The sequence below is a fragment of the Corynebacterium sp. AOP40-9SA-29 genome, assembly GCF_052377405.1.
GTDB lineage: Bacteria > Actinomycetota > Actinomycetes > Mycobacteriales > Mycobacteriaceae > Corynebacterium.
Window position 1 is genome coordinate 61,599 of record NZ_JBQSWR010000001.1, and the last position, 12,151, is coordinate 73,749.

Annotated in this window: 14 protein-coding genes; 6 read left to right on the forward strand and 8 right to left on the reverse strand. The window is 70.2% G+C overall.

Features of this window, described 5'->3' with window-relative positions:
• The first annotated feature begins 23 nt into the window (after positions 1–23).
• From ACT3SZ_RS00310 to fdhD, 3 genes are all read left to right on the forward strand, one after another.
• On the forward strand, positions 24–323 hold the full coding sequence (locus tag ACT3SZ_RS00310; RefSeq protein WP_301443231.1) for a DUF6457 domain-containing protein: 300 nt from the start codon (positions 24–26) through the stop codon (positions 321–323).
• A 109-nt stretch (positions 324–432) separates the two neighbouring features.
• Positions 433–2,751: an FdhF/YdeP family oxidoreductase gene (locus tag ACT3SZ_RS00315; RefSeq protein ID WP_444615797.1), complete on the forward strand. Its 2,319-nt coding sequence runs from the start codon at positions 433–435 to the stop codon at positions 2,749–2,751.
• 19 nt (positions 2,752–2,770) lie between these two features.
• Positions 2,771–3,607: a formate dehydrogenase accessory sulfurtransferase FdhD gene (fdhD, locus tag ACT3SZ_RS00320; RefSeq protein ID WP_444615799.1), complete on the forward strand. Its 837-nt coding sequence runs from the start codon at positions 2,771–2,773 to the stop codon at positions 3,605–3,607.
• Between the two features lie 133 nt (positions 3,608–3,740).
• Here fdhD and ACT3SZ_RS00325 read toward each other — a convergent pair whose 3' ends face one another.
• The 6 genes from ACT3SZ_RS00325 to moaC form a co-directional block, all read right to left on the reverse strand.
• Positions 3,741–4,688, reverse strand: coding sequence for a hypothetical protein (locus ACT3SZ_RS00325; RefSeq protein WP_444615801.1), 948 nt, complete (start codon positions 4,686–4,688; stop codon positions 3,741–3,743).
• 135 nt (positions 4,689–4,823) lie between these two features.
• Positions 4,824–5,435 (reverse strand): pyridoxamine 5'-phosphate oxidase family protein, encoded by a 612-nt coding sequence (locus ACT3SZ_RS00330; RefSeq protein WP_444615803.1) that lies wholly within the window; start codon positions 5,433–5,435, stop codon positions 4,824–4,826.
• Positions 5,432–6,496 carry a ThiF family adenylyltransferase gene (locus ACT3SZ_RS00335; RefSeq protein ID WP_444615805.1) on the reverse strand — a complete coding sequence of 355 codons (1,065 nt, stop codon included), beginning with the start codon at positions 6,494–6,496 and terminating at the stop codon, positions 5,432–5,434. Before ACT3SZ_RS00335 ends, ACT3SZ_RS00330 begins: the two co-directional genes overlap by 4 nt.
• Positions 6,496–6,960: a molybdenum cofactor biosynthesis protein MoaE gene (locus tag ACT3SZ_RS00340; protein WP_444615807.1), complete on the reverse strand. Its 465-nt coding sequence runs from the start codon at positions 6,958–6,960 to the stop codon at positions 6,496–6,498. Before ACT3SZ_RS00340 ends, ACT3SZ_RS00335 begins: the two co-directional genes overlap by 1 nt.
• Positions 6,953–7,462 carry a MogA/MoaB family molybdenum cofactor biosynthesis protein gene (locus ACT3SZ_RS00345; RefSeq protein WP_444615809.1) on the reverse strand — a complete coding sequence of 170 codons (510 nt, stop codon included), beginning with the start codon at positions 7,460–7,462 and terminating at the stop codon, positions 6,953–6,955. Before ACT3SZ_RS00345 ends, ACT3SZ_RS00340 begins: the two co-directional genes overlap by 8 nt.
• 8 nt (positions 7,463–7,470) lie before the next feature.
• Positions 7,471–7,986, reverse strand: a complete 516-nt coding sequence (gene moaC / locus ACT3SZ_RS00350; RefSeq protein ID WP_444615811.1) for a cyclic pyranopterin monophosphate synthase MoaC — start codon at positions 7,984–7,986, stop codon at positions 7,471–7,473.
• Positions 7,987–8,024: 38 nt separating this feature from the next.
• Between moaC and ACT3SZ_RS00355 the strand changes: the two genes are divergently transcribed.
• From ACT3SZ_RS00355 to ACT3SZ_RS00365, 3 genes are read left to right on the forward strand one after another with little or no spacing between them, the layout of a single operon-like run.
• Entirely contained in the window at positions 8,025–8,291 is a 267-nt protein-coding gene (locus ACT3SZ_RS00355) for a MoaD/ThiS family protein (protein WP_444617021.1), read from the forward strand.
• Entirely contained in the window at positions 8,292–8,900 is a 609-nt protein-coding gene (mobA, locus tag ACT3SZ_RS00360) for a molybdenum cofactor guanylyltransferase (protein WP_444615812.1), read from the forward strand.
• Positions 8,897–10,135, forward strand: a complete 1,239-nt coding sequence (locus tag ACT3SZ_RS00365; protein ID WP_444615814.1) for a molybdopterin molybdotransferase MoeA — start codon at positions 8,897–8,899, stop codon at positions 10,133–10,135. Before mobA ends, ACT3SZ_RS00365 begins: the two co-directional genes overlap by 4 nt.
• A gap of 3 nt (positions 10,136–10,138) precedes the next feature.
• On the opposite strand, the gene ACT3SZ_RS00370 is transcribed toward ACT3SZ_RS00365, so the two are convergent.
• Both ACT3SZ_RS00370 and ACT3SZ_RS00375 read right to left on the reverse strand, forming a co-directional pair.
• Positions 10,139–11,002: a formate/nitrite transporter family protein gene (locus ACT3SZ_RS00370; RefSeq protein WP_444615815.1), complete on the reverse strand. Its 864-nt coding sequence runs from the start codon at positions 11,000–11,002 to the stop codon at positions 10,139–10,141.
• Positions 11,003–11,244: 242 nt separating this feature from the next.
• Positions 11,245–12,141, reverse strand: coding sequence for a LysR family transcriptional regulator (locus ACT3SZ_RS00375; RefSeq protein WP_444615817.1), 897 nt, complete (start codon positions 12,139–12,141; stop codon positions 11,245–11,247).
• Between the last annotated feature and the right edge of the window lie 10 nt (positions 12,142–12,151).

Here is a 12,151-nt window from a genome sequence, read left to right on the forward strand (position 1 = left end):
CCCCGTGAAGGTCGGTGCCACCCGTGGGTACACAGAAGGACTCCCCCGAACAGATGCTCAGCGCGCACGCGTGGCTGGAGCAGGTGGCCGAGGAGCTCGGCCTGCCGCAGGACGTCGTCCGCGCCAGCGTGAAGGACGTACTGGACCTGACATCCGCGGTGGCGCACCACCGTTCGCGCCCCGCCGCTCCCGTCACCGCCTTCCTCATCGGCCTGGCCGCCGGCCGCGCGGCGGGCCAAGATCAGGACCTCTACGCCGAGGCCCACCCCCGTGTCGAGCGGATCACCACCCTGGCGCTGGACGGAATCTCCGAACAGCCCTGAGGCCCTGCCGGACGCTCCGCGCCGTCACCAGCACCTTCGCCGCGTAGCGCGGCGGACGGGGCGTCCTGCGCGGGTTTTGGGAACCTCACCCGCGACTAGGATCGGCGCCATGACTAGCCTGCAAGAACCCTCCGCCCAGGTGAATGCGGTCGCCAACCGGTACGACCACCCGGACGTCAGCGAGGCGGAGAAGATCGCCACCGGCATCCCGGCCGTGATCCACGCCATGGAGCACGCGGTGCCGAACAACGCCGCGCCCTCCCTGCTGACCATCAACAAGCACAAGGGCTTCGACTGCCCGGGCTGCGCCTGGCCGGAGCCCGACCAGGCCGACCTGAACATCGTGGAGTTCTGCGAGAACGGCGCCAAGGCCGTCGCCGAGGAGACCACCCCGAAGAAGGCCGGCCCGGACTTCTGGGCCGCCCACACCGTGGAGGACCTGCGGGAGAAGACCGACCACTGGCTCGGCAAGGTCGGACGCATCACCGAGCCGATGCTCTACGACCGCGCCTCCGGCGACGGGCACTACCGTCCCGTGAGCTGGGAGACCGCCTTCGGCGTGATCGCCGAGCAACTGCGCGACACCGCGCCGGAGGAGGCGGTGTTCTACACCTCCGGCAAGGCGTCCAACGAGGCCGCCTACGTCTTCCAGCTGCTGGCCAGGCGCATGGGCACCAACAACCTGCCGGACTGCTCGAATATGTGCCACGAGTCCACCGGCTCCGCCCTGTCCGCCACCCTGGGGCTGGGCAAGGGGTCGGTGACGATGAACGACATCCACTCCACCGACCTGCTGATCTCCGTCGGCCAGAACCCGGGCACCAACCACCCGCGCGCCCTGACGGCGTTCTCGCGCTGCAAGGAGAACGGCGGACGCATCCTCGCGGTGAACCCCATCCCCGAGACCGGGCTGATGAACTTCCGCGAGCCGCAGGCCCTGGGCACCTACGTGGGCCTGAAGCAGAAGCTCGCGGACGACTACCTGCAGGTCCGTCTCGACGGCGACCGGGCGTTGTTCCTGGCCATCAATAAGGAACTCGTGATCCGCGATGCGGTGGACCACGCCTTCATCGACCAGTTCACCACCGGCTTCGACGAGGTCCGCGAGCACCTGCTGTCGCTCGACGACGACGAACTCGCCGCCGCGCACGGCATCCCGCGTGCCCAGGTGCTGTCCACCGTGGACGAGATCGTGGCCGCCAGCACCATGATCATCACCTGGACCCTGGGGGTGACCCAGCACAAGAACGCCGTGGCCACCATCCGCGAGATGACCAACACCCTGCTGCTCACCGGCAATATCGGCAAGCCCGGCGCCGGCACCTGCCCGCTGCGCGGCCACTCCAATGTGCAGGGCAACCGGACGATGGGCGTCTGGGAGCGGTCCCCGGAGAGCTTCCTGTCCTCCATCGAGGACCACTTCGGATTCCCCGTCCCCCGCGAGCACGGCCACGACACGGTGGACGCGCTGCGCGCCATGCGCGAGGGCACCAACCGCTTCTTCATGTCGCTGGGCGGCAACCTCGTGCGCGTGGTCTCCGACACCTCCGTCGCCGAGCAGGGCATGGCGTCCAACGATCTGACCGTGCACCTGTCGACGAAGCCGAACGGCTCGCACGCCTGGCCCGGTGCGAAGTCGCTGATCCTGCCGGTGCGCTCCCGGACCGACCTGGACCTGCAGAAGTCCGGACGCCAGTCGGTCACCGTGGAGGACTCCGTGGGCAAGGTCCACGCCTCCACCGGTAAGCGCAGGGCGAACCGGAAGGAGAACCTGAAGAGCGAGATGGACATCATCTGCTCGGTCGGGCGCGAGACCTTCGGCGACGACTTCTGGCAGCCGATGATCGACAACTACGACGTGATCCGCGACCACATCGCCGCCACGATCCCCGGCTTCGAGAACTACAACGAACGCCTGGAGCACCCGGGCGGGTTCTACCTGCCCAATGGCCCGCGCGAGCGCCGCTTCACCACCTCCGACGGCAAGGCGCACCTCACCGTGAACCAGCCGGATACGGTGCAGCTGCGCGAGGGCGAACTGATGATGAACACCGTGCGCACCCACGACCAGTACAACTCCACGGTCTACGGCATGCACGACCGCTACCGCGGGATCCGCAACGGCCGCCGCGTGGTCTTCGTGCACAAGGACGACCTGCGCGAGCGCGGCCTCACCGACGGCGACATGGTCGACATCGTCTCCGACTGGGCCGACGGGCAGCGTCGCGCCCCGGACTTCCGCGTGGTGGAGTACTCCCACTCGCGCGGCGGCTGCACGACCTACTTCCCGGAGGCGAACGTGGTGATCCCGCTGGACCACACGGCCGAGGAGTCCAACACCCCTGTGTCGAAGTCCACGCCGGTGCGCCTGGAGCCCACGGGGCGCAGGGCGTCCGACATGCCTCCGATGCCGGCGTCCGAGAAGTAGAGGGGTACGCTGCGGCCCCATGGGACGGTTGATCGACAATGCGCGGGTGACGAAGGTGCGGGTCACCGATGATTCGGTGACCACCGACACCCGGGCCGACCGGCTCGCCGTGGAGGAACCGCTGCAGGTGCGGGTGGACGGCACGGACCTGACCACCACGATGCGCACGCCCGGCCACGACATCGAGCTCGTCCACGGCCTGCTGCACGCCGAGGGCGTGATCACCACAGCGCAGGACGTGGTCACCGCCCGCTACTGTGCCGGCGCGGTGGGCCCGGACAACGCCAACACCTACAACACGCTGGATGTGGCACTGGTCCCCCAGCCGACCCCCTACATCCCGATCAGGAACGTGACCACCAACTCCGCGTGCGGGGTGTGCGGCACCACCAGCATCGACGACCTGATGAAGACCAGCCGCTACACGTTGCGGCCGGTGCACCCCACGGCACAGCAGGTCGTCGCGATGCCGCAACGTCTCGGCGAGGGGCAGCAGGCGTTCCGCAAGACCGGCGGCATCCACGCCGCCGGCGCCTTCACCGCCGACGGGCGTCCGCTGGTGATCAGGGAGGACGTCGGACGCCACAACGCCGCCGACAAGGTCATCGGCGCGCTGCTGCTCGCCGACCGGCTCCCTGGGGACGCACAGGGCGAGGACGCTCCGGTCTACCTGGTGATGAGCAGCCGGGCGTCCTTCGAGTTAGTGCAGAAGGCCGTGCTCGCCGGGTTCTCCGGGTTGATTGCGGTGTCCGCGGCCACTTCCTTGGCAGCACAGATGGCTAGAGAGGCCGGCCTGCTGCTCACCGGTTTCACCAGAGACGACCGGTTCAACCTGTACTCTGGTGAGCTGGGGTAGGTGCCTGTGGGACGGGTGAAGGGGTGGACGGTGAGGACGCGGGCCGATTCGGTCGGTCCCGTTGTCGCGCGGTGACAGAATCGGCCCGGATCCCTGCGCGCCGCCCCATGCGCCGCCCCACACCCCACCTCCCTCACACCGCCGGGTGCCACAGCCGCATCGGTTTGTCCGTGGCGATCGCCTCGTCCTCCCTCCTGCAGCGGCGCAGTCGCCGCAGCGCGAAGCGCACCGTGTCCGCCACCTCGTCGGCCACGTAGCCCGGCGCTTTGTTGATGCTGAAGCACGCGAAGCGCAGCAGCAGCCAATCCCACCGTGCCGCCTGGTTCCCCTTGCAGCGGTCGTTGGTGAAACTCGAGCGTCGCGCATTGCCCTCCCCGTGGTAGGCGTGACTGTCGATCTCGATGAGCACGCGCGCCTCTTTGATCATGATGTCGAAGCAGTAGCCCCTGACCATCGCATTGGCGACGATGGTGATCTCCCCGCTCTCCACCTCATCACGCAGCGCCTTGGTGATGATCTTAAGCGCTTTCTTCTCCAGCCCGCTGGCGGTGCCGAGCAGCGTCCGGTGTCGAATCCCTTCCAGCGCCTTGCGCTCGGCGCGGGATAGATCCTCCATGTCCGCAGCCAGCCTGGCGTTGCCCTTGATGTTGTTGTAGCCGAAGTCAAGGACTCTCACCGCGGCGTCCTCGTCGTCCTTCATGAGGTCGACGGCGGTCTGCGCCGGCGTGCTCACCGGCATCCCCTCGAACATGTGCGCCTTGCGCGCCACGCGCCGGCGGATGGTGATCACTCTGTCAGAGAAGTGGGTGGTGGGGTGCGCGGCCTGGGCGGGGTAGGCCATCGGCATCACGCCGTACAGGAAGGCGGCGGTCGCTCCGGTGTACGTCAGTCCCGGTCGCAGCAGTGCTTTCAACACGACCTTGTCATCGGCGACCGTGACGTAGAGCCCCTTCGCTACCTTGCGCAGTGTGCCCGCTTCAACGGCGGCGGCGATCTTGCGGCTGTTCCATCCGGCAGCCGTCAGCTCCGCGGTCGTCCACACTTTCTTCGCAGGCTTGTCTCTCTTGTTGTGGTGCGCCATGGTGACGTCCCCTCCCCCGAGTCCTCCCCGGCCGCGGCCCCCTGCCGCTCGCCGCAAGCATAGCCGGATGCGGGCCGAATCTGTTGGCTCCAGTGTCCCCGTCCGGCAGAATCGGCCCGCGTTGCTGCTGGGTTGCTACCGGGAAGCCCGAAGCGCCGCGATCTCGTCCTTCAGCGCGGCGATGTCCGCGCGGTAGAGGTCCAGGCGTTCCTCGACCTCCTCGCGCGTCCAGCGCGGGGTGATCTGTTTGGTGCAGTTGGCGTCCGAGGCCTCGACGTCCACGATCACCACCCGCTCGATCACCGAGGTGATCCGTCGCTCCCCCAGGTCACGGACCTGTTCGACGAGTTCAGGGGCGTCGGACGCCTCGACGGTGCGCGCGTGCCCGAACACCTTCACCCGCGAGCGCGTCGCGAAGTCGACGAAGAAGAGGCAGACCCGTCCGTCCCTGTCGAGGTTGCCTGCGGTGACGAACTGCCGGTTGCCCGCAAAGTCAGGAAACATCAGTTGTGTGCCGTCCCCCAACACCTTCACGAAGCCGGAAGGTCCGCCTTTGTGCTGCACATACGGCCAGCCAGTACCGGTAACCGTGGACATCATGAACATGCGCGCCTGACGGATCAGCTTGATGTCACGGGCATCGAGTTCACTGCCGCCGCTGCCGGTGGTGTCCACTCTGTTGCTGACCCCGCGGGCCTGCTGGCGGGCGCGGACGTGCTCGTCGAAGGCGATGTCGTCGTAGTTCACTGGGTCTCCAACCAGGCGTTGATGCCGCCGGGGTAGTTGGTGGCGGTGATCCCCGCGGCTTGAAGCAGCTCCACGGCCTGCGCCGAGCGCACGCCGGAGGCGCAGTACACGACCAGATCCCCTGCGAGCGAGCGCACCTGCGCCGGGACGTGGTCGAGCAGGACGCTGAGGGGTGCGTTCACCGCACCGGGGATACGCACGGTGGCGAATTCGTCGGGCTCCCGGACGTCCAGCAGCGTCGCACCGTCCAGGGAGGGCAGAGACGGTACGGCAGGCGCGGCGCCCGGTGCGTCCTGCGTGGGAGTGGGTGTCGCGCGCACGCGCGCGGCGACCGCTGGGTCTGCGGCGACGGGGATGTACTCCCACATCCCGGTGAGCCCGGAGTAGTAGCCGATGCGTCCGGCCAGCGGGGTGCCGACGCCGGTGAGCACCTTCACCGCCTCCATCGCCATCGCCGCGCCGACGACGCCGACCAGCGGGCCGAGGACGCCCGCCTGCGCGCAGGACGGGACGCTGCCCGCCGGCGGCGGCGTGGGGAATACGTCCTCGTAGACCGGTGCGTCCGGCATGCCGAAGACGGAGAGTTGGGCGTCGAAGCCGAGGATCGACGCCCACACGTGCGGCACCCCCAGCGTCGCGCAGCCGTGGGAGGCGGCGTAGCGGGCGGCGAAGTTGTCCGTGCCGTCCAGCACGACGTCCGCGCCGTCCAGCACAGAGACCGCGCAGGACGCCTCGAGGCGGTCGCGCACCACCGTCACACGCATCTCCGGGTTGCGCGCGAGCATCTCCCGGCGCGCCGACTCCGCCTTGGGCTGCCCGAGCGCGGCGTCGGTGTGGATGACCTGGCGGTGCAGGTTGGACAGTTCGACGACGTCGTCGTCGATGACGGTGACGTGCCCGACGCCGACGGCGGCGAGGTAGAGCAACGCCGGCGAGCCGAGCCCGCCGGCGCCGATGACCACGACGTGGGCGTCCGCCAGGGCCTGCTGGGCCTGTGCACCGAAGCCCTCGAGGGTGATCTGGCGGCGGTAGCGGGCGTACTCGTGCGGGGAGAACTCCATCACAGCCCCACCCAGTCGGTGGAGCCGTCGGGGCGGTCCTGTTCCTTCCAGATCGGCACGCCGTCCTTCACGGCGGTGGCGAACTCGGCGATGGCGGTGAAGGCGGGCCCGCGGTGGGCCGCGGCGACGACGACGAGGAAGGCGAGCTCACCGATGGCCAGCGGGCCGGTGCGGTGCTCGGCCCACAGGCGGACCTGCGGGTGGGCGCGCACCGTGGCGTCGGCGATCTCGGCGAGCGTGGCGGCGGCGGTGGGGTGATTGGTGTAGGTCAGGGCGCTGACCTCGTGGCCGCCGTCGTGGTCGCGGACCACGCCCTCGAAGGTGACGACCGCGCCCATCGCGTCCGTCGCGGTGGTGGCGCGGGCGTGCGCGAGGTGGTTCTCCAGGGGTTCGTGGGTGACGGCGGTGTGCACGACCACGCCGGTCTCGGCGTTCACGCGTGCGGGGTCTGGGGTGTCAGCCATGGTGGTCTCCTGCGTGGTCGGCGGTCGGACGGTCGAGCAGCTGGTCGAGCAGGTGGTCCAGCAGCGGGTCGAGGACGGCGATGCCGTCGGCCACTCCCCCGCGTGAGCCGGGCAGGGTCATCACGAAGGTGCGTCCGGCGACGCCGGCGACCCCGCCGGAGAGCACCGCGGTCGGCACCCCGGCGTCCACCCCGCGTTGCTGCAGGGCGGTGATGAGCCCGGGCAGTTCGTGGGTGAGGTGCGGGCGGACGGCGGCCACGGTCTGGTCGGTGGGGCTCACCCCGGTGCCCCCGGTGGTGAGCAGCACCGTCGGCTGTTCGTCGACGAGCGTGCGGTCGACCTGCTTCGCGATGTCGGCGTCGGCGACGACGGTGGCGTCCGGCACGTCCAGGCCGCGCCCGCGCAGCCACCCGACGAGCACGGGGCCGGTGCGGTCGGGGTAGGTGCCGGCGGCGGCGCGGGTGGACGCCACGATCACGGTGGCAGTTACGGGGGCTGGCACGGGGGCTGTCACGCGTCCTCCCGCACGTCCCAGTCCCCGGACTTGCCGCCGGACTTGGCGAGCACGCGGACGTCCTCGATCACGGCGTGCTTGTCCACGGCCTTGATCATGTCCACCACGGTCAGGGCGGCGCTGGTCACCGCGGTGAGCGCCTCCATCTCCACGCCGGTGACCCCGCGGGTCTTCACCGACGCCTCGATGCGCACGGCACCGTCCTCCTGCGTGAAGTCCTCCCGCGTGAAGTCCACGGTGATCTTCCCCAGCGGCAGCGGGTGGCACAGCGGGACGATCTCGGGGGTCTTCTTCGCCCCCATGATCCCGGCGACGCGCGCGACCGGCAGGGCGTCGCCCTTCGGCAGGCCGTCAGACAAGCCGTCAAAGATCATGTCGAGCACGTCGCTGCGGGTGCGCACGCGCCCGGTGGCGACTGCGGTGCGGCTGGTCTCGTGTTTGGCGGTGACGTCGACCATGTGCGCCGACCCGTCCTCCCGGACGTGTGTGAGGTGATCGGGGTGACTCTCCATACCGTCACACGCTACCCCGACCTACACTTGTCATCATGCTGGAGATCCACTATTTCGCCGCGGCGCGGGCGGCCCGCGGTGTCGCACAGGAGACCCTTGCGCCCGAGCGCGACCTGGCCTCGCTGCTGGAGGTGCTGGGCTCCCGTCACACCGGGCTCACGGCCGGCGGGATGAGCCTGTCGCAGGTTTTCGAGCGCTGCAGTTTCCTCGTCGACGGACGCTCGGTGGCCCGGGAGGACGCCGCGACCACATCGCTTAACGCGGTGTCGCGGGTGGACGTGCTGCCGCCGTTCGCAGGGGGATAGATGGACGTGCATGCGGTCGTCGTCGCCGGTGGTGCGGGCTCCCGCCTGGCGGCTTCCGCGCCGGACGGGACGCCGGCGAAACCCCTGCTCGTCGGACGCGACGGCGTCCGCCTTATCGACGTGGTGCTGGACGCCGCGGCGCAGGTCGGGTGTACACGCCGGGTGGTCGTCGCCCAGGCGATGGACCTGCCGCAGGACGTGACGTTGGTGCGGGAGGACCCGCCCCTGTCCGGCCCGGCGGCGGCGGTGGCCACCGGGGTGGACGCGCTCGGGGACGCTCCCGGGGATGCTGTGTTCCTGCTCGCCGGGGACCTCGTCGCCCCGGCCGCCGCGATGGCCCGGTTGCTTGAGACCTACCGGAGGACCGGTGGCGACGGGTGTATCGCCGTGGTCGACGGGCGGCGCCAGCCGCTGCTCGCCCTGGTGCGCCTCGACCGGCTGCGCGCAACCATCACCGGCGACCTGCGCGACGCCCCGGTCCGGGCCGTCCTGCGCGGCCTGGACCTCGCGGAGGTCGGCGAGGCCGACGGGATCGACGCCGCAACGGCGGCGGACGTGGACACGTGGGAGGATGCGGTGGAACACGGATACGGTGGTGAGAGGTCATGAGCGGACACACGAGCGACCCGGTGAGCTGGGCGGAGACCCGGCGGCGCATCGTCGCCGCACTCTCCCCGACCGGTGAGCTGCGCGCAGCGGTGACGAAGCGTCCTGCCCCGGGCGACGTCCTGCACGCCGCGGTCACCGCGCCGATGGACGTGCCGCACTACGCGTCCTCGGCGATGGACGGATTCGCCGTGGCAGGCGACGGCCCCTGGCGACTGCTGGACGCCCCGGCCGTCGGCGCGCAGGGACGCAATGTGCACATCACCGGCGGCACCCTCGCCGACGGTGAAGCACTACCGGCGCTCACCGGCTCCCTGGTGCCCGACGGGGCGACCGCGGTGGTGCGCGCCGAAGACGCGCAGGTCACCGGGGACACGCTGACGGCCGCCACCCCCTCCGCCGGCCGCGATATCCGCCCTGCCGGGCAGGAGTGGTCGAGCGGCGAGATCCTGGTGGATGCCGGGGTGCGGCTCACCGCCCGCCACGTGGCGATGCTCGGCGCGTGCGGCGTCGACACCGTGGAGGTCACGCCGCGCCCGACCGTGGCCTGCGCGTTCACCGGCAACGAGGTCATCACCCACGGTCTGCCGCGCCCCGGTGAGGTGCGCGATGCCTTCGGCACGTCCTTCCCCGCCCTGCTGGACGCCTGGGGTGCCGAGGTCGTGGGCACCCAGCGTCTGCCGGACGACCCGGTGGCCGTGGAGGACTGGCTGCGGCGTCCCGAGGTGCTCGGCGCCGACATCGTGGTGCTCACCGGCGGGTCGGGACGCTCCGGGCAGGACTTCGCCCGCCGCTTCATCACCCGCGCGGCCGACGAGGTGCTCGCCGAGGAGATCGCCTGCCGGCCCGGGCACCCCACCCTGGTCACGACCCGGAATTCCGTGCAGGGGTCGGGGTCACACACCCAGTTGGTCATCGGTGTGCCGGGCAATCCTTTCGCCGCGCACGTGGCGCTGCACAGTTTCGTCGCCCCGGCGGTGGCCACGCTGCTGGATGCTGCGGACCCGGTAGGGACGCGCACCGGAACCATGGCCGTGGCGATCGAGTCGATGCCCCGCCAGCGGGTGCGCCTGCTGCCCGCCACCCGTGCCCCCGGCGATTCTGATGCGCCCCGTCTCACCCCGGCGCCGGGCGCGCACTCGCATATGCTGCGCGGTTACGCCGCGGCGGACGTCCTGCTCGTCGTCCCGCCGCAGGGGGTGGCCGCCGGCGACGAGGTGGAGTACGTGGAGCTGTAGCTTTCAGTCCCGGTAGAGTTCGCCGCCGCGGCTGCTCCCCCGGTTCAGCCACGCGTACACCACCCCGATGAGCAGGCCGCCGCCGATCACATTGCCGATAAGCGCCATCGCCCAGTTCACCGCCACATTGCCGAGGGTCAACGAGTCCAGCACGCCCGCCCCGGCAGCGAAGCCGTCGCCCAGGCCGAAGAAGGCCAGGGTGAACAGGGAGAAGTTCGCGATGAGGTGCTCCAGGCCCAGCACCACGAACACGGCGATGACCATCTGGGTCAGCAGGAACTTGCCCGCGTAGTCCTTGATCATCAGCCCGCCGACGATGGCGATGTTCACCACGAAGTTCGCCAGCACCGCCTCGACGAGCACGCCGGACGGACTCTTCGTGAGCTTGCCGTCGGCCAGCGCGGCAATGAGATGGTCCACGCCGATGCCGCCGAGTTTCGCCGACTGCCCGAGCATCACCGCGATGATCACCGCGCCGATGAGGTTGGCCAGCACCGTCCACAGCACGATCGTGGTGGCGCGTCCCCAGCCGATGTGGTGTCGGGCGGCACCGTAGGCCATGAACATCATCGAGCCGGTGGCCAACTCCGCGCCGAGCTGCAGGGTCATGGCCAGGCCGATGAAGAACAGGAAGCCGAAGACCACCGGGCCCAACCCCGGGGCGAGCTGCTCCACGGCGTTGCCGGACACCGCGGCGAAGGCCGTCCCGAGGGTGAGGTAGGCCCCGGCCAGCACGCCGCGCACGGTGTAGCGGGGCAGGTCGTCGCCGAAGAGGGCGGTCTTCTTGGCCACCGCGGCGTCGGCGGCGGTGTTGAATGCCCCGGCCAGCGGTTCCTTGTCGGTTCTCGTCTCGGTAGTCGTCGCCATAGGGAGTTTCTACTCCAGCACCAGGGGCCGGTTTGACCAGCAAACCTGCGTTTACCTGCAAAAACAGGACGTTGACCTGCAGGCCGCGCTATGGCGATCGGCCGTGCCGAACGACCGTTCGCAGATACCGGGCCGTATCCGCCCCCATGGTGTCCCCCTGACTCCCCTGGGCTCCCCTGCCCCATGTCACCTGAGTCATGCCCCAGGGTGAAAAACGGGCATTTTTGTGCCTGGGGCATGACTCAGGTGACGGTGGCCTCCGCCGCAGCGTCGAAGGCGGCCGAGAGCACCGGGGCAGGACGCGAGTCGCGGCGCACCAGCGCCAGATCCAGGCGCACCTCCGGCTCCACGATGGGCAGCGTGGTCAGCCGCGTGGTGCCCACCGCCGGGGCCGGGACCACCACCGCCCACCTACCGGTGCGCGCCAGAGCGAGCAGCGACTCCACCGAGGTGGCGTCCACCCCTGGTGTGACCTGCACACCCGCCTCGCCCATCACCCGGTCGAACTCCTCGCGGGCAACCATGCCGCGCGATAGCAGCGCGGTGGGCAAGGAGGCCAGCTCGGCGCCGGTGACCTGCCCGCCGAAACCGTCGAGTAGGCCAGGGCGCCCGACGGCCACGAAGCGGGTGGTTCCCAGGGCGGTGAAGGTGAGTGCGGGGTCGTGGCGTCCGGCGCGGGCGACGCCGCCGAGCGGGTGCACGATGCCGGCGTCGAAGTCGTGGTCGAGCACCCGCGTCACGATCTCCTCGCTGGTCAGCCCGGCGGCCAGGTCCACGCGCAGGGCGGGGTGCTCGCCGACGAGGTTGGCCACGATGCCGGCGGCCCGGTCCGTGCCGGAGGGGATGGTGCCGAAACGCACCGTGCCCTCCAGGTTGCCGCGCCGGTGGGCCAGGTCGAGGCTCAGGGAGCGCTGCTCTGAGAGAATGCGCTGGGCATAGGCCAGCACGATCTCGCCCTCCTGCGTGATCCCCTGGAATGCGGACTTGCCGCGGTTGACCAGCGGGAAACCGACCTCGGCCTCGAGTTTTCTGATCGCCTCGGACAAGGTGGACGTCGACACATAGCAGGACGCGGCGGCGTGACCGAAGTGCTGCTCGCGGGCGAGCGCCTCGAAGTAGGTCAGCTGGGTCAGGAGCATGCCGTCGACG